Here is a 19765-nt window from a genome sequence, read left to right on the forward strand (position 1 = left end):
TGAGAAGCGGAGGGCAGGTCGCGCGTACGTACGAACGTACGCGCGGTCAGCCGGCGTACAGGTCGTCGAGGCTGATCAGGGAGTCCAGACTTTCCAGCAGGAGGTCTCCACCGGTCACCGTTTCGGCGGCCCAGCCGTCCGGCTGACGCCGGTAGATCTCCACCCGCCGCTCCGCCTGGGCGACCAGCACGATTTCCCGCAGGGATGGAATCTTCTGGTAGTTGACCCGCTTTTCCCGCCGGTCCACGGCTTCGGTGCTCTCCGACAGGACCTCGACGATCAGCACCGGGCTGTGCACCACATAGGGATCGTCGTCGCCTGGCGCACAGGTCGCCACGACGTCCGGGTAATAAAAGGCGTTGGCCGGCTCCACCCGCACCTTAACGTCGTTCAGATAGGCGTCGCAGCCGCGGCGGCGCGCCGCCGCGCGGATCGCCAAGCCGATGTTGGCGACGATGTCGGCGTGCCGTCGGCTGGCGCCGACCATGGCGAACACCTCGCCGTCCACATACTCGTGGCGCACCTCGGACAGCCGCTCGGCGGCGAGGTAATCCTGTGGCGAAATCCACAGCTTGCGGAGCGCGTTCGGCATCCGTGCAGTGTAGCGCACCCCGGGACGGTCCGCCATCGGCCCGAAAGACGGAACATGGGATGGAAGGACGTGAAAGCAGGAGAGCCGCCGGCCCTCCCGTTCTTCATGTCCGCAGGAAACGCGTCTTACGCCGCGTGGCTGGCTTCGTGCTGGGTCAGCAGCGCGTAGATCGCGTCCGCCGAGTCCGAACCGCGCAGCTTCTCGCACATCGATTGGTCACGCAGCAGGCGCGACACACGGGCCAGCGCCTTCAAATGGTCGGCGCCGGCATGATCCGGAGCCAACAGCAGGAAAATCAGATCGACCGGCTGCTCATCGATCGCATCGAAGTCGATGGGCCGCTCCAGCCGGGCAAAGACGCCGTGGACACGGTCGAGGTTGGGCAGCTTGCCGTGGGGGATGGCGATGCCATGCCCCACGCCGGTGGTGCCCAACCGCTCGCGCTCCAGAAGGACGTCGAAGATCGCCCGTTCGTGCTGGCCGGTCAGCTCGGACGCCTTGCGCGCCATGTCCTGCAGGGCCTGCTTTTTGCTGCCGGCCTTTAGGTTCGGGAGAATGGCGTGCGGCGTGATGAGATCGAGCATGACGCTATGGGTGTGGTTGGAACAGAGACCGGACTCAGGCGCCGGCCTTCTCCGCCGGGTCCACCCAACCGATGTTGCCATCGGCGCGGCGGTAGACCAGGTTCAGGCGGCCATGGGCGCCGTTGCGGAACATGAGGGCCGGAGCGTCGGCGAGTTCCATGCGCATCACCGCCTCGCTGACCGCCAGGGTCGCGATGGTGGTTTCCATTTCGGCGATCACCATGGGCTGCGCCTCTTCGGCGGCGGCCTCGTCGCTCTCCACATGGGCCTCGTCCTTCTCCGCTTCCAGGATCTGGTAGCGGGCCGGGAAGGCTTCCTGCGCGGGGGCTTCGACGCTGTGATGGTCGCGCAGGCGGCGCTTGTAGCGGCGCAGGCGCTTGGCCAGCTTCTCGCACGCGGTGTCGAAGGCGGGGTACGGCTCGGTGGCGTCTGACGCGCTCTGAAGGACGATCCCACGACCGACATGAACCTGGATGTCGGCCTTGAACAGATGCGCTTCGCGCGTCAGGACGACGTTGGCCTCGATCGGCTTGTTGAAATACTTGCCGACGATGCTGTTCAGGCTGTCCGCGACATGGCTGCGCAGAGCGTCGCCAACGTCAAGCTGCTTGCCTTTGACGGTCAGTTGCATTTTGGGATGTTTCCAATCTGGTCCGCGATAGACATAGGACGACGGAAGGCCGCCACGTGCGGACGGGGACCATAGTGACGGCGGTACGGGCTGTCAATCAAGGACGACCCCCTCCCGGCCCGGTTACATGCGTGACATCTTGGCACGGCGTCGCTGCACCGATGACGGAATGCGCATCGCTTCACGATACTTCGCGACCGTCCGGCGCGCAATGTCGATCCCTTCACCACGAAGGATTTCGACGATTTTATCGTCCGACAGCACGTCGTCGGGCTTCTCGGCGTCGATCATCGCCTTGATGCGGTAGCGCACGGCTTCCGCCGAGTGGGCCGCCTGGCCATCCGCTCCCTGGATGGCGGAGGTGAAGAAATACTTCAACTCGAACACGCCGCGCGGCGTCGCCATAAACTTATTGGTTGTGACCCGGCTGACCGTGCTCTCGTGCATCCCGATCGCCTCGGCGATATCGCGCAGGATCAGCGGCTTCAAATGCGAGACGCCGTGGATGAAAAAGGCGTCCTGCTGCCGAATGATCTCGCTGGCCACCTTCAGGATCGTGGTGGCGCGCTGGTGCAGCGACTTGACCAGCCAGTTGGCCGATTGGAAGCGCTCGGTGATGTATTCCTTGTCCGCCTTGTTGCGGGCGGTGCCGGAGATGCGCGCAAAGTAGCGGTGATTGACCAGGACCCGCGGCAATGTGTCCGGGTTCAGGTCGATCAGCCAGCCGCCGGGATTGGCGCGCATCAGGATGTCCGGGGTGACGAGCTGGGCGGGCGTGTGGTCGAAGCTGAGCGCCGGCTTGGGGTTCAGCTTGCGGATCTCCGCCACCATGTCGGCGATGTCCTCGGCGTCCACGCCGCAGACCTTCATCAGCGCCGGCAGGTTGCGCGCCGCCAGCAGCTCCAGATGGTCGAGCAGGGCCGCTATCGCCGGGTCGAAGCGGTTCTTCTCGCGCAGCTGGATCGCCAGGCATTCCTTCAGCGACCGCGCGAAGATGCCCGGCGGGTCGAAGCGCTGGCAGGCGGCGAGCACCCGCTCCACCCGCTCCGGCGCGCAGCCGAGCTGCCCCGCGAGGCTCTCGACCTCCAGCCCGGTGATCCAGCCGGCCTCGTCCAGCATGTCGATCAGCGCCAGTCCGATGAGCTGGTCGCCGAGGTCCGGCAGGTCGATCTTCAACTGTTCGGTCAGATGGTCGCGCAGGCTCTTCTGGCCGGTCAGCGTGGCTTCCAGGTTGGACTCGTCGTCCTCGAAGCCGCCGCGCCCGCCGCGTTCCTGCCAGGAGCCGTAGACGTCGCTGGCCCCATCCGTTCCGTCGGAGAAACGGTCGTCGGAATAGACATTCTCGAAGTCGGTGTCGAGCGGCGCGTCGGACGCCGACCCCATGGTTTCCGACGCCGTCATCTCCACCGTGTCGCGGGTGCGCCCGTCGGTCATCGGCGGCTGGCGCTCCTCCGGAGCGGCGAGGTCCACCGCGCCGGGCTCGCCCCCGCCGTCACCGGCCCCGTCGCCCCCGGCCTCGCCGCCGCCCTCGCCGGGACCGCCGTCGCGCTCCAGCAGGGGGTTCTGCTCGATCTCGCGATCCACGAAGTCCGACAGTTCGATGTTCGACAGCTGCAGCAGCTTGATGGCCTGCTGCAACTGCGGAGTCATCACCAGGGACTGGGTCTGACGAAGATCGAGGCGTTGGCTGAGCGCCATGGGCAGGGAAACCGCACTAGAGGCTGAACCGGTCGCCGAGGTAGACCCGGCGCACATCCTCGTGCGCCACGATCTCGGCCGGCTCTCCCTCCATTAGTACCACACCATCGTGCAAGATGTATGCCCGATCGACGAGGTCGAGCGTTTCACGCACGTTGTGGTCGGTGATGAGCACGCCGATGCCGCGGTCGCGCAGGTGGCTGACCAACTCGCGGATGTCGTTCACCGCGATCGGGTCGATGCCGGCCAGCGGCTCGTCGAGCAGGATGAAGTGCGGCTGGGAGGCCAGGGCGCGGGCGATCTCCACGCGCCGCCGCTCGCCGCCCGACAACGCCAGCGCCGGGGCGCGGCGCAGGTGGGTGATCGAGAACTCCGCCAGCAGCTCGTCCAGCATCTGCTCGCGCGTGTCGCGGTTGGGCTCCACCACCTCCAGCACGGAGCGGATGTTGTTCTCAACGGACATGCCGCGGAAGATCGACGCCTCCTGTGGCAGATAGCCGATGCCCAGCCGCGCCCGACGGTACATGGGCAACGCCGTGATGTCCTGCCCGTCGAGCAGGATGGTGCCGGAGTCGGCGGCGATCAGCCCGGTGATCATGTAGAAGCAGGTCGTCTTGCCCGCCCCGTTGGGGCCGAGCAGGCCGACCGCCTCGCCGCGCTGGACCGTCACGGTCACGTCGCGGACGACCGGGCGCTTCTTGTAGGCCTTGCCGAGATGCATGGCCACCAGCCCTTCGGTCGGGCGCGCGTCGGCCGCGGGTTGGCCCGCCGGGTGACCCGACGCGTTCGGGGCGGAAAGGGTCGGGCCGCCGAGGCCCCGGTCTTCGATATCCATGGCCATTGATTCGCTGCCGGGTCGTCAGGGCTTCGCGGCGGACGTACCGCCCGATTTCACCGCGGGCGTGCCGCCCGATTGGGCGGTGGGCTTGGCGCCCGTCTGCGCGGTGGGCCGGCCGGTGGGAGCGGCGCCACCCGGCGCGCTTGGCTCCTGGCCGGGGATCAGAAGGCCCATCACCCGCCCGCCGGTGGCGGGACCGGCAATCACCCGGTTGACCTTGGTCTTCATGTTCATCTCGGCGGCTTCGCCGTTGAGCTGGTTGTCGTTGCGGGTGATCTTGACGTTGCCCAGCAGCACCGCGGTCTCGTCGGTCACCGAATAGACCAGCTTGTCCGACAGAGCGACGTCGGTCGCGGTGGTCACCACCACGCTGCCGGCGCCGTCGATGCGCTCCATCTGGGTCGAGCCGTCCGGCATCTTCTTGAGCTGGCCGATCAGGATGTCGGCGCGCAGCCGGTCGCCGTTGGCGATGCGCACGGCCACGGCGTCGCCGCGGGCCACCGTCAGGTTCTTCGCCTCGTAATATTCCAGCGTGTCGCGCGCCGTCACGATGTCGGTGCGGGTGACCAGCTTGAGATTGCGCCCGGTGACCACCGCCACCTGCTTGTCCACGTCGTAGACGCCGCGCTCGCCGAAGACCTCCTGCGTCGGGCTGACGATGCGCACGTTGCCTTCGGCGAGAAGCTGGAACACCTCGTTCCCCTTGCCGGGCACCTCGCGGTAGTAGGCGGTCAGCACGTCGGCGTAGACGGTGCTGTCGGTGCGCTTGGCCGAGGCGTTGCCGCGCGCCACATAGGCGCGCACGTCCTGGTGCCATTCGATGGCCTGATCGGCGTTGACCTCGACCGGGTTGGGGCCGCCGCCGAGGCCGGGCAGCCCCTGGGCCGCCGCCGGGACGGCGGTCCCCGACAGCAGAAGGAACGCGGCCATCAGCGGGGCCGCAAGGGTGGCTGAACTCAACGCGTCTTTCCTCCCGGGCTTTCGGCGGCCTGGACGTCGGCCTTGGACTGGTTCAGGAACACCATCGTCTTGCCACGGTCGGACAGGCGGAAGCCTTCGGCGTTGATGACGCCCTGCGGCCCCTGGCCCACGACATGGACATCGCCCCAGGCGGTGCCTTTGCGGATATCGGATTCCGCTTCCTCGGTGGTGAATTCGTTGCCGTCGTCGCGCATGACGCGGACATGGCCCCGCATCTTCAGGATGCCGGTGACCTGATTGTACCAGCCCTTGTCGGAGCGGATGGTCACCCAGGTGCCGTCGGTCTGGGTCATCTCGGCCTCCGGCTGGTCGAGCAGGACGATGTCGGGCTGATCGGCGATCCGGTCGGCCTTGGCCGCCACCAGAGAGAAGGGCTGGTTGGCCTCGTCCACCGCGATGTAGCGCGGCTTGATCATCTCAAGCTGCCCCTTGTCGGCGGAGATGCGCAGGGTCGGCAGTTCGGTCAGCGAAGGCCAGACGGCGATCAGCGCCATCCCCGCCAGCGCCAGCGCCGGAAGCGCGAACTTCATTCCTGTAACGAATCGGCTGTAGACCCGGCTGACCGGCCGAGTCTTCCGGCGCTGGTGGACGCGCTTGCCCGCCTCGCCGTCGGACGTCGCCTCCGGCATCGCCACGAGCCGCGCGGCGAGGGAAGGCGCATCGGCGCGCCGCTCCTCTGTCTTCACCGTCCGATCCTTCAGGTCGCTGTCCATGTCGCCAACCGTCCTCCGGTTGCCTGTCACGCCGCCCCGGCGCGCAGGCAATCGTGAATGTGCACAACACCGAGCGGCCGGTCCGCCTCCACCACGAACAGGCTGGTGATCTGTTTCGCGTTCATTTCCCGCAGCGCCTCCTCGACCAGCGCCTTGGGCCGGATCGTCTTGGGCCGCGGCGACATGATGCTGTCGGCGCGCTCCGCCCACAACTCCGGCGTCAGGTGGCGGCGGAGGTCGCCGTCCGTGATGACCCCGGCCAGCGCGCCCGTGGCGTCGACCACGCCGACGCAGCCCAGACGCTTGGCGGTCATCTCGAATATGACGGTGGAAAGCGGCGTATCCAAGGCGCACAGGGGCATATCCTCGCCCTTGTGCATCACGTCGGTCACCTTCAACAGGGCCCGGCCGAGCTGTCCACCAGGATGGAACTGCTTGAAATCCGCCGCCGTGAAGCCGCGCCGTTCCAGCAGCGCCACCGCCAGCGCATCGCCCAGCGCCAGCATCATCGTGCTCGACGTGGTCGGGGCCAGCCCCAGCGGACAGGCCTCCGGCGCCGGCGGCAGCACCAGCGCGACGTCGGCCTGCTCGGCCAGGGAGGAGCCGGCGCGCCGGGTGATGCCGATCAGCGGGATGTCGAAGCGGCGGGTGTAGGCGACGATGTCCGACAGTTCGTGCGTCTCGCCGGAATTGGACAGGGCGATGACCGCGTCCTGCCGGGCGATCATGCCGAGGTCGCCGTGGCTCGCCTCGCCGGGATGGACGAAGAAGGCCGGCGTGCCGGTGGAAGCAAGGGTCGCGGCGATCTTGCGCGCCACATGGCCGGACTTGCCCATGCCGGAGACGACGACACGCCCCGCGATTCCGGCCAGCCGGTCCAGAGCGCGCACGAAGGCGCCGTCCAGCCCGTCCGCCAGCGCGGTCAGGGCGTCGGCCTCCATCCGCAGGACGCGCCGGGCGCTCGCGATGTCGCGATCGGCCGCAGCGTCGGCCGGGCGATCGATCAGGCTGGATGCCAGGCTGGATGCTGTCAGGCTCGTCAAGGCGGTGCTTGCCTCTTCTGGTTGGCCCACGGGGCCGAAAATGGGTACTCCGACTGGCGACGCGCGTATCCGCGACAACGGGCCAGCCGTCGCGCGGGCAGTATGCCCACCCGCGCGCGTCCGGTCAAATCAACGTCCGGACGGCCCGGCCTATTCCACCGGGCCGTTCCTCACGGCGTCGGTCGCCGGCGCGACAGCCTTAATGTGACAGCCTTAATGCGACAGAATGTCCGGCTGCTCCCAGCCGCCGAGATCCAGCTCGCCGCGGGCCGGCAGGAAGTCGAAGCAGGCCTTGGCGAGATGGGTCCGCCCCTCGCGCGCCAGCATCACGTCCAGCTTTTCCTTGAGATCGTGCAGGTGCAGCACGTCGGAGGCGGCGTATTTCATCTGCTCCGGGGTCAGTTCCGCCGCACCCCAGTCGGAGGACTGCTGCTGCTTGGACAGTTCCACCCCCAGCAGGTCCTTCACCAGATCCTTCAGCCCGTGCTTGTCGGTGAAGGTGCGGACCAGCTTGGACGCGACCTTGGTGCAATAGACCGGCTGACAGGCGACGCCGAGATAGGCCCGCATCACCGCCACGTCGAAGCGGGCGAAATGGAACAGCTTGGTGACGTCGGGGTCGGCGAGCAGGCGCTTCAGGTTCGGCGCCTCGTACTGGCCCTTGCGGAACTGGACCAGATGCACCGTGCCGTCGCCGGGGGAAAGCTGGACCAGGCACAGCCGGTCGCGGTGGGGGTTCAGCCCCATGGTCTCGGTGTCGATGGCGACCGCGCCGCCGCGGGCGAAGGACTTCAGGTCGAGACCGTCCGGCAGGTCGCCGTCATGGAGGTCGATGGGCATTGGGTGGCTTCCCGCTCAATAGGATGGCCCCCGGCCACGGACCCCAGAAACGACGAACGCCGCTCTGCTACCTGTCCATCCCGCTGGGGGAGGTCCGTAGCATGCGGCGCAGCCGGGTAGATATGGTGCCCAGGAGAAGACTCGAACTTCCACGACATTTCTGCCACAGGTACCTGAAACCTGCGCGTCTACCAATTCCGCCACCTGGGCTCGGTGTGGGCCGCTTATGTAGCCGTCCGGCGGAGACCCGTCAACAGCTTTTTTCACTTTCGCGCCGAAAGCCCTGCCGGGCGCGAAATGGGCGGCGGGCGGCGCGTCAGGCCCTAGCCTCCCCAGGGAGGTTTCTATATAAGCAACCCCCGATCCGGTCGCTTCGCCCCGTCGGCGGGCGGCCCGGAGGGAAGAATTTGCGGGCCCAACGGCACGGGAGAAGGTCGATGTCCTATCGCTCTGAAGTGGTCACGGTGTTCGGCGGTTCGGGATTCGTCGGCCGCCATCTCATTCGCCGCCTCGCCAAGACCGGCGCCATCGTGCGCGTGGTGTCGCGCCATCCGAACAAGGCCAATTTCCTGAAGACCGCCGGCTCGGTCGGACAGATCGTGCCGATGGCCGCCGACGTGAAGGACGACCAGTCCGTCGCGCGGGCCATCCAGGGCGCGGACACCGTCATCAACCTGATCGGCACGCTGTACGAGCGCGGGGCCTGGACCTTCCAGACCGTGCATGTCGACGCCCCGGCGCGCATCGCCCGAATCGCCAAGGCCAGCGGCGTGCGCCGCCTCGTCCATGTCTCGGCCATCGGCGCCGACGCCAGGTCCGCCTCGGCCTACGCGAAGTCCAAGGCGGCGGGCGAACAGGCGGTGGCGCAGGCCTTCCCCGGCGCCACCATCATCCGCCCGAGCATCGTCTTCGGGCCGGAGGACGGCTTCTTCAACAAGTTCGCCGCCATGGCGCAGGTCTCCCCGGCGCTGCCGCTGATCGGCGGGGCGACGAAGTTCCAGCCGGTCTATGTCGGCGATCTGGCCGATGCCATCGCCGCCGCGGCGACGCTGGACTCGGCGACCGGCCGGACCTTCGAGCTGGGTGGTCCGCGCGTCTACAGCGTCAAGGAGCTGATGCAGCTCATGCTGCGGGAGATCCGCCGCAAGCGCTTCCTCGTCCCGGTTCCTTGGAACGTGGCGGAGACGCTGGGCGGCCTGCTGGAGAAGGTGCCGCCGATCGTCGCCCCGCCGCTGACCCGCGATCAGGTGGAGATGCTGAGGACCGACAACGTCGCCGCTCCCGGCGCGCCGGGCTTCAAGGAGCTGGGCATCACCAATCTGTCGAGCTGCGAGGTGGTCCTGCCGACCTACCTGTCGCGCTTCATCGTCGGCGGCCGCTCCAACACGATGCCGCGCGACGCCGGCAACCATTCCGGCGCACACTGAGTCCTCGGTTCCGCACCATCGAAACGAAAGCCCCGGCCCGCCGCCGGGGCTTTCGCCGTTTTCGGTTCTTGCGACCCCGCGCAAGGGTGCCCTGCGGCGCGCGGCCTTGATTCCCGCGTCGTCCTGCCGCATCTGGCCCCTTCATCGGGGCGACGGAGGGAGCGTGGGGAGTCATGCAGGCCGCAACGCAGGATTTCACCATACGGGAATTCGCCGACCGCGCGCCGGGCGCCCGGCTGGCCTCCCTGGCGGCCTTCTTCGTCAACGGGTCGGTCTTCGGCGTCTGGGCGACCCAGATCCCGGCGATCAAGGATCACCTGGACCTCAGCCCCGGCGTGCTCGGCGTTGCCCTGCTCTGCCTCGCCGCCGGGGCGCTGACGGCCATGGTCGGCACGGGCCCGCTGCTCGGCCGCGTCGGCAGCGCGCCGGTGATCCGGCTCACCGCCGTGGCCTTCGCCCTGATCCTGCCGCTGCCGGCGCTGATGCCGGACCTGCTGTCGCTGTGCGCCGTGCTGTTCCTGTTCGGGGCGGCGGGCGGCACCATGGACGTGGCGATGAACGCCCACGGCGCCCTGGTGGAGCGCCATCTCGGGCGGCCGATCATGTCGTCGCTGCACGGCATGTGGAGCCTGGGCGGCCTGTTCGGCGCCGGGGTGGGCGGTTTGCTGCTGCAAGTCCTGCCGCCGCCGGTCCAGGCGTCCCTGCTCGCCGCGGCCCTGCTGCTTTTGTTCTTCGCGCTGCACCGCCGCTTCCTGCCCGGCAGCGCCGATCAGCAGGCGGAGCCGTCGGGCCTCGCCCTGCCCGACCGCGGCACGCTGCTGCTGGGCGCGCTGACCTTCCTGGCCTTCATGAGCGAGGGCGCGATCCTGGATTGGAGCGCCGTCTATCTGCGCGAGGATCTGGGGGGTGCGGCGTCGATCGCGGCGCTGGGCTTCGCCGTCTTTTCCGGCGCCATGGCGGTGGGCCGCTTCTGCGGCGACCGGCTGCGCCAGCGGTTCGGCGGGCCGCTGCTGGTCCGCGCCGGGGCGGTGCTGGCCTTCGCCGGGCTGGCCGTCGCGCTGACCGGCGGCGGACCGGTGGTCGCGGTCGCCGGCTTCGGGCTGACCGGGCTCGGCCTGTCGAACGTGGTGCCGGTGCTGTTCAGCGCCGCCGGGGCCAAGGCGGAGGGGGAGGCCGGTCAGGCCATCGCCGCGGTGGCGACCCTCGGCTACGCCGGGGTGCTGACCGGCCCGGCCCTGCTCGGCTTCGTGGCGGAGGCCAGCACGGTGGGCTTTTCCTTCGCCCTGGTCGCCGCGCTGGCTTTGGTCATCGCCGCGGCCTCCTCGCGCGCCGTCGCCCGGCAGGGCTGAGGCGCGCGGGAGGGGTTTCGTTCAAAGATAGAGGAACGCCAGCATCCCCGTGCCGATGGCGATGCGGTACCAGGCGAAGGGCGCGAAGCCGTAGCGCCCGACGAAATCCACCAGCACCTTGACCACCAGCGCCGCCGCGACGAAGGCGGTGACGAAGCCGACCCCGATCAGCAGCGCGGAGTCGACGTTCATCAGGCTCCAGTTCTTGTAGAGGTCATAGACCGTGGCGCCGGCCATGGTCGGGATCGCCAGGAAGAAGGAGAACTCCGCGGCGGTTCGCCGGTCCACCCCCATCAGCAGCGAGCCGATGATCGTGGCGCCCGAGCGCGACACGCCCGGCACCAGCGCCAGACACTGGCACAGGCCGATCTTCAGGGCGAGCGGTGCCGGGAAGCGCTCGATCTGGTGGTAGCGCGCGACCGGCACCAGCCGTTCCGCCATCAGGATGCCGACGCCGCCCAGGATCAGCGCGACGCTGACCACCGTCGGGTTGAACAGCACCGCCTTGATGACGCCGTGCAGCGCCGCCCCCAGCACCATCGCCGGCAGGAAGGCCAGGATCACCGCCATGGCGAAGTGGCGGGCGCCCGGATCGTCCTTCAGCCCGGTGACCACGTTCCACAGGCGAGCGAAATAGACCGTGCAGATCGCCAGGATCGCACCGAGCTGGATCACCACCTCGAACACCTTGCCCGGCGGCCCTTCAAAGCCCAGCAGGGTGTCGAAGATGATCAGGTGGCCGGTGGACGAGACCGGCAGGAATTCGGTCAACCCTTCGATCAGGCCGAGCAGAGCGGCGTCCAGATATTGATCGATCAGCATGCGGCGCGTGGCCTCTGACAGGATGGCGGATGGCAATGTCCGGCTTATAGCAGCGCAACATGGCGAAGGCGACGACCCATGGGGCGATACCCCTAATTGGGCGATAGTCCCAGATCGGTCCTAATTTTCTTGCTTGTTTTTCGGGCACTCCGGCCGTCTGCGGAGGCTCCCGCGACATCGAGTCACGGTTTGGTCAGCCATACTGTCCTAACGGTGAAAATATGCTCGCACGGTGTCTTCTCTTGCGGTATATGACGTTCAGACCGCGTGACCGCGGGCTTTCGTTTTCACTGCGGCCACGCCCCTCGCCATGCCCCACAGGCGCGAACAAGGGTCGCCCGGCCGCCGGCGCCGTCCCCATGCACGGGACACGGGAAGAAGGAGCAGGCGTTATGGCGAACCAGAGGATGTTGGGCTTCGTGCACACCGCGCAGCGGATGCCCGACAAACGCCCGGCCACGGAGCGCCGCCAGGATTTCGCCGAGATCTACGCCCGCTTCAGCGACGAGCGCGCCAACGAGCAGGCCAACCGCTGCTCGCAGTGCGGCGTTCCCTTCTGCCAGGTGCACTGCCCGGTCTCCAACAACATCCCCGACTGGCTGAAGCTGACCTCCGAAGGCCGGCTGGAGGAGGCCTACGAGGTCTCCCAGGCCACCAACAACTTCCCGGAAATCTGCGGCCGCATCTGCCCGCAGGACCGCCTGTGCGAGGGCAACTGCGTCATCGAGCAGTCCACCCACGGCGCCGTCACCATCGGGTCGGTCGAGAAGTACATCAACGACACCGCCTGGGATCAGGGCTGGGTGAAGCCGCGCACGCCGTCGCGTGAGCTGGGCGTCTCGGTCGGCGTCATCGGCGCCGGTCCGGCCGGCCTCGCCGCCGCCGAGGAGCTGCGCGCCAAGGGCTACGAGGTGCATGTCTACGACCGCTACGACCGCATGGGCGGCCTGCTGGTCTACGGCATCCCCGGCTTCAAGCTGGAGAAGTCGGTGGTCGAGCGCCGCGTGAAGCTGCTGGCCGACGCCGGGGTGGTCTACCACCCGAACTTCGAGGTCGGCCGCGACGCCTCCCTGCCGGAACTGCGCCGCAAGCACGTCGCCGTGCTGGTCGCCACCGGCGTCTACAAGGCGCGCGACATCAAGGCGCCGGGCTCGGGCCTGGGCAACATCGTGGCGGCGCTGGACTATCTGACCACCTCCAACAAGGTCAGCCTGGGCGACACGGTGGAGGCGTACGAGAACGGTTCCCTGAACGCCGCGGGCAAGCATGTGGTGGTTCTGGGCGGCGGCGACACCGCCATGGACTGCGTGCGCACGGCCATCCGCCAGGGCGCTGTGTCGGTCAAATGTCTGTACCGCCGCGACCGCAAGAACATGCCGGGCTCGCAGCGCGAGGTCGCCCACGCCGAGGAGGAGGGCGTGGAGTTCATCTGGCAGGCCGCTCCCGAAGGCTTCACCGGTGACAGCGTGGTGACCGGCGTGCGCGCCGTGCGCATCCATCTGGGTGTCGCCGACGCCACCGGCCGCCAGACCCCGCAGGTGATCGAGGGGTCGGAATTCACCGTCCAGGCCGATCTGGTCATCAAGGCACTCGGCTTCGAGCCCGAGGACCTGCCGAACGCCTTCGACGAGCCGGAACTGAAGGTCACCCGCTGGGGCACGCTGCTGGTCGATCATCGCACCAAGATGACCAACATGGACGGCGTGTTCGCCGCCGGCGACATCGTGCGCGGCGCCTCGCTGGTGGTGTGGGCCATCCGCGATGGCCGCGACGCGGCGGAGGGCATCCACGCCTACGCCAGGGCGAAGGCCGAGACGCCGGTCGCTGTCGCGGCTGAATAAGCTAAGCAATCCATAATTCCGCGGGTTCCAGGGGTCCATTTCGGCTCCTGGCGGGGGTGAAGGGGCGAAGTCCCCCTTCCGAACAGACTGATTGAAAGGGTCCACCGATGACCACCGAGTTGAACCAGGGTGAGCAGTTCGTCGCCGACTTCCGCGCCAACGCCGCGGCGCTGACCACTGCCAACGCCTACAACCCGGAGGATGAGCACGACGCCTGCGGCGTCGGCTTCATCGCCGCGATCGACGGCAAGCCCCGCCGCTCGGTGGTCGAGAAAGGCATCGAGGCGCTGAAGGCCGTCTGGCACCGCGGCGCCGTGGACGCCGACGGCAAGACGGGCGACGGTGCCGGCATCCACGTCGCCGTGCCGCAGAAGTTCTTCAAGGACCATGTGAAGGTTATCGGCCACCGCGCGCCGGACAACAAGCTGGCCGTCGGCCAGGTCTTCCTGCCGCGCATCAGCCTGGACGCGCAGGAAGCCTGCCGCTGCATCGTCGAGACCGAGATCCTGGCCTTCGGCTACTACATCTACGGCTGGCGCCAAGTGCCGATCAACGTCGACATCATCGGCGAGAAGGCCAACGCGACCCGTCCGGAGATCGAGCAGATCATCGTCGGCAACAACAAGGGCGTGTCCGACGAGCAGTTCGAGCTGGACCTCTACATCATCCGCCGCCGCATCGAGAAGGCGGTGAAGGGTGAGCAGATCAACGACTTCTACATCTGCTCGCTGTCGGCACGCTCGATCATCTACAAGGGCATGTTCCTGGCGGAGCAGCTGACCACCTTCTACCCGGACCTGCTGGACGAGCGCTTCGAGTCCGACTTCGCCATCTACCACCAGCGCTACTCGACCAACACCTTCCCAACCTGGCCGCTGGCCCAGCCCTTCCGCATGCTCGCCCACAACGGCGAGATCAACACGGTCAAGGGCAACGTCAACTGGATGAAGGCGCACGAGACCCGGATGGAGCATCCGGCCTTCGGCACCCACATGCAGGACCTGAAGCCGGTGATCGGCGTCGGCCTGTCGGACTCCGGTTCGCTCGACACCGTGTTCGAGGTGATGGTCCGCGCCGGCCGCACCGCCCCGATGGTCAAGATGATGCTGGTGCCGCAGGCGCTGACCAGCTCGCAGACCACGCCGGACAACCACAAGGCGCTGATCCAGTACTGCAACTCCGTCATGGAGCCGTGGGACGGCCCGGCGGCGCTGGCCATGACCGACGGCCGCTGGGTCGTCGGCGGCATGGACCGCAACGGCCTGCGCCCGATGCGCTACACGATCACCACCGACGGCCTGATCATCGGCGGGTCCGAGACGGGCATGGTGAAGATCGACGAGACCCAGGTCATCGAGAAGGGCCGCCTCGGCCCGGGCGAGATGATCGCCGTCGACCTCCAGTCCGGCAAGCTCTACCGCGACCGCGAGCTGAAGGACCATCTCGCCACGCTGAAGCCGTGGGACAAGTGGGTGCAGAACACCACCCACCTGGACGAGCTGGTCAAGACCGCCTCGCTGAAGGGCGAGCCGTCGGACATGGACAAGGCCGAGCTGCGCCGCCGCCAGCAGGCCTTCGGCCTGACCATGGAAGACATGGAGCTGATCCTGCACCCGATGGTGGAGGACGGGAAGGAGGCCATCGGCTCGATGGGCGACGACAGCCCCATCGCCGTGCTGTCCGACAAGTACCGCGGCCTGCACCACTTCTTCCGCCAGAACTTCTCCCAGGTCACCAACCCGCCCATCGACTCGCTGCGTGAGCGCCGGGTGATGAGCCTGAAGACGCGGCTCGGCAACCTCGGCAACATCCTGGACGAGGACGAGACGCAGACCCGCCTGCTGCAGCTCGAATCGCCGGTCCTGACGACCGCCGAGTTCCGCGCCATGCGCGACTACATGGGCGACACGGCGGCCGAGATCGACGCGACCTTCCCGGTCGACGGCGGTCCGGAGGCCCTGCGCGACGCGCTGCGCCGCATCCGCCAGGAGACGGAGGACGCGGTGCGCGGCGGCGCCACCCACGTCATCCTGACCGACGAGGCGATGGGCCCGGCGCGCGCCGCCATCCCGGCGATCCTCGCCACCGGTGCGGTGCACACGCACCTGATCCGCTCCAACCTGCGCACCTTCACCTCGCTGAACGTGCGCACGGCGGAGGGGCTGGACACCCACTACTTCGCCGTGCTGATCGGCGTCGGCGCCACCACGGTCAACGCCTACCTCGCGCAGGAGGCCATCGCCGAGCGTCACCGCCGCGGCCTGTTCGGCGCCATGCCGCTGGAAAAGGGCATGGCCAACTACAAAAAGGCCATCGACGACGGCCTGTTGAAGATCATGTCCAAGATGGGCATCTCGGTCATCAGCAGCTACCGCGGCGGCGGCAACTTCGAGGCCATCGGCCTGTCGCGCGCGCTCGTCGCCGAGCATTTCCCGGCGATGGTCAGCCGCATCTCCGGCATCGGCCTGAACGGCATCCAGAAGAAGGTGCTGGAGCAGCACGCCACCGCCTACAACGAGGAGGTCGTGGCCCTGCCGGTCGGCGGCTTCTACCGCTTCCGCAAGTCGGGCGACCGCCACGGCTGGGAAGGCGGCGTGATCCACACGCTGCAGCAGGCGGTGACCAACGACAGCTACACCACCTTCAAGAAGTACAGCGAGCAGGTGAACAAGCGCCCGCCGATGCAGCTCCGCGACCTGCTGGAGCTGCGCTCCACCAAGGCCCCGGTGCCGGTCGACGAGGTGGAGAGCATCACCGCGATCCGCAAGCGCTTCATCACACCGGGCATGTCCATGGGCGCCCTGTCGCCCGAGGCCCACGGCACGCTGAACGTCGCCATGAACCGCATCGGCGCCAAGTCCGACAGCGGCGAGGGCGGCGAGGACCCGGCGCGCTTCCGTCCGGACAAGAACGGCGACAACTGGAACAGCGCCATCAAGCAGGTGGCCTCGGGCCGCTTCGGCGTCACCGCCGAGTACCTGAACCAGTGCCGCGAGCTGGAGATCAAGGTGGCCCAGGGCGCCAAGCCCGGCGAGGGCGGCCAGCTCCCCGGCTTCAAGGTGACCGAGATGATCGCGCGGCTGCGTCACTCGACGCCGGGCGTGATGCTCATCAGCCCGCCGCCGCACCACGACATCTATTCGATCGAGGATCTGGCCCAGCTCATCTATGACCTGAAGCAGATCAATCCGGATGCGAAAGTGACGGTGAAGCTGGTCAGCCGTTCCGGTATCGGAACGATTGCCGCGGGCGTCGCCAAGGCCAACGCCGACATCATCCTGATCTCCGGCAACAGCGGCGGCACGGGCGCTTCCCCGCAGACCTCGATCAAGTTCGCCGGCCTGCCCTGGGAGATGGGCCTGTCGGAGGTGCATCAGGTCCTGACGCTGAACCGCCTGCGCCACCGCGTGCGGCTGCGCACCGACGGCGGCCTGAAGACCGGCCGCGACATCGTGATCGCCGCGATGCTGGGCGCGGAGGAGTTCGGCATCGGCACGGCCAGCCTGATCGCCATGGGCTGCATCATGGTCCGCCAGTGCCACAGCAACACCTGCCCGGTCGGCGTCTGCGTGCAGGACGACAAGCTGCGCCAGAAGTTCGTCGGCACGCCGGAGAAGGTCGTCAATCTCTTCACCTTCCTCGCCGAGGAGGTCCGCGAGATCCTGGCCGGCCTGGGCTTCCGCTCGCTGAACGAGGTGATCGGCCGCACCGACCTGCTCCATCAGGTCAGCCGCGGCGCCGAGCATCTCGACGACCTCGACCTGAACCCGCTGCTGGCCCAGGTCGATCCCGGCGAGAACGCCCGCTACTGCACGCTGCAGGGCCGCAACGAGGTGCCGGACACGCTGGACGCCCGCATCGTCGCCGACGCCCGCCCGCTGTTCGAGGAGGGCGAGAAGATGCAGCTCGCCTACAACGCCCGCAACACGCAGCGCGCCATCGGCACGCGGCTGTCCTCGATGGTGACTCGCAAGTTCGGCATGTTCGGGCTGCAGCCCGGCCACATCACCATCCGCCTGCGCGGCACCGCCGGCCAGTCGCTGGGCGCCTTCGCGGTGCAGGGCATCAAGCTGGAGGTGATGGGCGACGCCAACGACTATGTCGGCAAGGGCCTGTCGGGCGGCACCATCGTCGTCCGTCCGACGACCTCCAGCCCGCTGGAGACCAACAGGAACACGATCATCGGCAACACGGTCCTCTACGGTGCGACGGCGGGCAAGCTGTTCGCCGCGGGCCAGGCCGGCGAGCGGTTCGCCGTCCGCAACTCCGGCGCCACCGTGGTGGTCGAGGGCTGCGGCTCCAACGGCTGCGAATACATGACGGGCGGCACGGCGGTCATCCTCGGCCGCGTCGGCGACAACTTCGCCGCCGGCATGACGGGCGGCATGGCCTACGTCTACGACCTGGACGACAGCCTGCCGCTGTACATCAACGACGAGAGCGTGATCTTCCAGCGCATCGAGGTCGGCCACTACGAAAGCCAGCTCAAGCACCTGATCGAGGAGCATGTGGCGGAGACGCAGAGCCGCTTCGCCGCCGAGATCCTCAACGACTGGACGCGTGAGGTGACCAAGTTCTGGCAGGTGGTTCCGAAGGAAATGCTCAACCGCCTGGAAGTGCCGGTCCATCTGCCGAAGGCCATCTCGGCGGAGTAAAACCCGCGGCGTAAATCTCAGGTCGATTGCGCATATGCGAAACGGCGGTCCGGGGCAACCGGGCCGCCGTTTTTCACGCCGGCGGTGGCATGGCCGTCCTTTTCAGGGCGCCGTTTCCTGGAATAATCTGGTTGGGAATAATCTGGTGCGGCACGGGTTGTTAGGACCGCCTGGGGGCATCCGCAACCACACGGGAGGGCGTCATGCCGGCAGAGGACGGCTTGCGCATCAACATTCGCTTCGCCACGGCGGCCGACGGGCCGCGCTGCGCCGACATCTTCCTGCACGGGCGCCGCGCCGCCTTTTCCTGGCAGCCCGAGGACCGCTTCGGCCTGGACGACTATTACGACTGCGTGGACGGAGAAGAGGTGCTGGTGGCGGAAGCCGGCGGCTGCGTGGTCGGCTTCATCTCCGTCGATGCCGGGGAGCGCTTCATCCACAACCTGTTCATCGACCCGCTGTGGCGCGGGCGGGGCATCGGCAGCGCGTTGCTGCGCGAGGCGCTGACCCTGCTGCGCGGCTCCGCCGAACTGGCCTGCGCCTCGCGCAACGCGGCGGCCCGCGCCTTCTACGAGCACAACGGCTGGACCCCGGTCCCCGCCACCGAAAGCGGAGGGGATGCGGAACCCCTGGTGGTCTACCGCAAATCCGCCCTTTGACACCCCCTCGGCACGGTTAATCCATAAGCCGAAGGAGCGGCGTCACAAGCCAAAGCGCAGACTGTTTTCCACGCTCCCCATACGCTACAGTCCGGCCCGGCATGCGGACACTCCATCACCACCCCCTCCATCCCTTGTCCCGCGTCGCGCGGGTGATGCTGGCCGAGAAGGGTCTTCCCTTCGATGCGGTCATCGAGAAGCCGTGGGAACGGCGCGAGGATTTCCTGATGCTGAACCCCGCCGGCGAGCCGCCGGTGCTGGTGGAGGAGGACGGAACCGTCGTGGCCGGCGGGCTGCCCGTGCTGGAGTATCTGGAGGAGGCCTACCCCGACGTGCCCCTGATGCCGCGGGAGGTGGCGGCCCGCGCCGAGGTGCGCCGGATCGTCGACTGGTTCACCCGGACCTTCGACCGCGAGGTGACCGAGAATCTGGTCGGCGAGAAGCTGATCAAGAGGCTGTCCGGCCAGGGCCATCCCTACGCCCCGGCGATCCGCGCCGGGCTGGCGAACATCCAGTACCACATGGAATACATCGCCTTCCTGTCGGAGCGGCGCCCCTGGTTGGCCGGTTCCAGCTTCACGGTGGCCGACATCGCGGCGGCGGCGGCGCTGTCCTGCGTCGATTACGTGGACAACGTGCCGTGGGACAAGGTGCCGGAGGCCAAGGACTGGTACGCCCGCATCAAGTCGCGCCCCAGCTTCCGCGGCCTGCTGACCGACAGCATCCCCGGCTGCCCGCCGCCCCGCCATTACGCCGACCTGGACTTCTGAATTCCCCCACGATCTTTGCGGGAAAATTTCAGGCAAGGCTCTCGCCGCCCGATCTGTCCGACCGGGATAGGCCCCGCCAAAGGAGGGAACCCCATCCGTACCGGTCTGTTTCGCTTTGGTTGCAGAACGGCTGAGGAGGATGGGGGCATGGCCCAACACGACTACGTGCGTCACACGCTCGATTGCCTGGAGGAGGCGCAAGCGGCCCTGCGGCTTGCGCAACGCAAGGGCCAGATCGCGCCGGAGGACGAGGACCAGCTGTCCCGCCGCCTCGACCGCATCACCGAACGCATCGCCCAGGTTCAGGAGATGCATTGAACCG

17 protein-coding genes and 1 tRNA gene are annotated in these 19765 nt (G+C 67.9%); 7 read left to right on the top strand and 11 right to left on the bottom strand.

What is annotated here, in order from left to right; translation table 11 throughout:
- Positions 1 to 46 precede the first annotated feature (46 nt).
- The 10 genes from ACFPMG_RS21040 to ACFPMG_RS21085 form a co-directional block, all read right to left on the bottom strand.
- Entirely contained in the window at positions 47 to 610 is a 564-nt protein-coding gene (locus ACFPMG_RS21040; protein ID WP_376997150.1) for a Uma2 family endonuclease, read from the bottom strand.
- Positions 611 to 717: 107 nt separating this feature from the next.
- The gene (ptsN, locus tag ACFPMG_RS21045; protein WP_376997151.1) at positions 718 to 1176 is read right to left on the bottom strand and encodes a PTS IIA-like nitrogen regulatory protein PtsN; all 459 of its coding nucleotides are present in this window, start codon (positions 1174 to 1176) and stop codon (positions 718 to 720) included.
- Positions 1177 to 1210: 34 nt separating this feature from the next.
- Positions 1211 to 1807, bottom strand: coding sequence for a ribosome hibernation-promoting factor, HPF/YfiA family (gene hpf / locus ACFPMG_RS21050; protein WP_376997152.1), 597 nt, complete (start codon positions 1805 to 1807; stop codon positions 1211 to 1213).
- Between the two features lie 123 nt (positions 1808 to 1930).
- Positions 1931 to 3505, bottom strand: coding sequence for an RNA polymerase factor sigma-54 (gene rpoN / locus ACFPMG_RS21055; RefSeq protein WP_376997153.1), 1575 nt, complete (start codon positions 3503 to 3505; stop codon positions 1931 to 1933).
- 16 nt (positions 3506 to 3521) lie between these two features.
- Positions 3522 to 4346, bottom strand: coding sequence for an LPS export ABC transporter ATP-binding protein (lptB, locus tag ACFPMG_RS21060; RefSeq protein ID WP_376997154.1), 825 nt, complete (start codon positions 4344 to 4346; stop codon positions 3522 to 3524).
- 18 nt (positions 4347 to 4364) lie between these two features.
- On the bottom strand, positions 4365 to 5303 hold the full coding sequence (locus ACFPMG_RS21065) for an LptA/OstA family protein (protein WP_376997155.1): 939 nt from the start codon (positions 5301 to 5303) through the stop codon (positions 4365 to 4367).
- On the bottom strand, positions 5300 to 6037 hold the full coding sequence (lptC, locus tag ACFPMG_RS21070; protein ID WP_376997156.1) for an LPS export ABC transporter periplasmic protein LptC: 738 nt from the start codon (positions 6035 to 6037) through the stop codon (positions 5300 to 5302). The genes ACFPMG_RS21065 and lptC overlap by 4 nt, the downstream gene beginning before the upstream one ends.
- Positions 6038 to 6063: 26 nt before the next feature.
- Positions 6064 to 7080, bottom strand: coding sequence for a KpsF/GutQ family sugar-phosphate isomerase (locus ACFPMG_RS21075; RefSeq protein ID WP_376997157.1), 1017 nt, complete (start codon positions 7078 to 7080; stop codon positions 6064 to 6066).
- Between the two features lie 213 nt (positions 7081 to 7293).
- A complete protein-coding gene (locus ACFPMG_RS21080; RefSeq protein ID WP_376997158.1) occupies positions 7294 to 7920 on the bottom strand; it encodes a ribonuclease D in 627 nt (208 codons plus the stop codon).
- Positions 7921 to 8043: 123 nt separating this feature from the next.
- A tRNA-Leu gene (locus ACFPMG_RS21085) sits at positions 8044 to 8130 on the bottom strand.
- A 227-nt stretch (positions 8131 to 8357) separates the two neighbouring features.
- Here ACFPMG_RS21085 and ACFPMG_RS21090 point away from each other — a divergent pair.
- Together ACFPMG_RS21090 and ACFPMG_RS21095 are read left to right on the top strand one after the other, a co-directional pair.
- A complete protein-coding gene (locus ACFPMG_RS21090) occupies positions 8358 to 9347 on the top strand; it encodes a complex I NDUFA9 subunit family protein (RefSeq protein ID WP_376997159.1) in 990 nt (329 codons plus the stop codon).
- A 173-nt stretch (positions 9348 to 9520) separates the two neighbouring features.
- Positions 9521 to 10696 (top strand): MFS transporter, encoded by a 1176-nt coding sequence (locus tag ACFPMG_RS21095; RefSeq protein WP_376997160.1) that lies wholly within the window; start codon positions 9521 to 9523, stop codon positions 10694 to 10696.
- A 21-nt stretch (positions 10697 to 10717) separates the two neighbouring features.
- On the opposite strand, the gene ACFPMG_RS21100 is transcribed toward ACFPMG_RS21095, so the two are convergent.
- Complete coding sequence (locus tag ACFPMG_RS21100; RefSeq protein WP_040133877.1) at positions 10718 to 11518, bottom strand: undecaprenyl-diphosphate phosphatase; 801 nt, start codon at positions 11516 to 11518, stop codon at positions 10718 to 10720.
- Between the two features lie 392 nt (positions 11519 to 11910).
- Here ACFPMG_RS21100 and ACFPMG_RS21105 point away from each other — a divergent pair, with 392 nt between their 5' ends.
- From ACFPMG_RS21105 to ACFPMG_RS21125, 5 genes are all read left to right on the top strand, one after another.
- A complete protein-coding gene (locus tag ACFPMG_RS21105; RefSeq protein ID WP_376997161.1) occupies positions 11911 to 13359 on the top strand; it encodes an NAD(P)-dependent oxidoreductase in 1449 nt (482 codons plus the stop codon).
- Positions 13360 to 13466: 107 nt separating this feature from the next.
- Entirely contained in the window at positions 13467 to 18014 is a 4548-nt protein-coding gene (gene gltB / locus ACFPMG_RS21110) for a glutamate synthase large subunit (protein WP_376997162.1), read from the top strand.
- Between the two features lie 203 nt (positions 18015 to 18217).
- Complete coding sequence (locus ACFPMG_RS21115) at positions 18218 to 18673, top strand: GNAT family N-acetyltransferase (protein WP_376997163.1); 456 nt, start codon at positions 18218 to 18220, stop codon at positions 18671 to 18673.
- Between the two features lie 101 nt (positions 18674 to 18774).
- On the top strand, positions 18775 to 19443 hold the full coding sequence (locus tag ACFPMG_RS21120; RefSeq protein WP_376997164.1) for a glutathione S-transferase family protein: 669 nt from the start codon (positions 18775 to 18777) through the stop codon (positions 19441 to 19443).
- A gap of 147 nt (positions 19444 to 19590) precedes the next feature.
- Complete coding sequence (locus ACFPMG_RS21125) at positions 19591 to 19761, top strand: hypothetical protein (protein WP_167525482.1); 171 nt, start codon at positions 19591 to 19593, stop codon at positions 19759 to 19761.
- Positions 19762 to 19765 lie beyond the last annotated feature (4 nt).

Source organism: Azospirillum himalayense (assembly GCF_042657465.1).
In the GTDB taxonomy this organism is placed as follows: Bacteria; Pseudomonadota; Alphaproteobacteria; order Azospirillales; family Azospirillaceae; genus Azospirillum; species Azospirillum himalayense.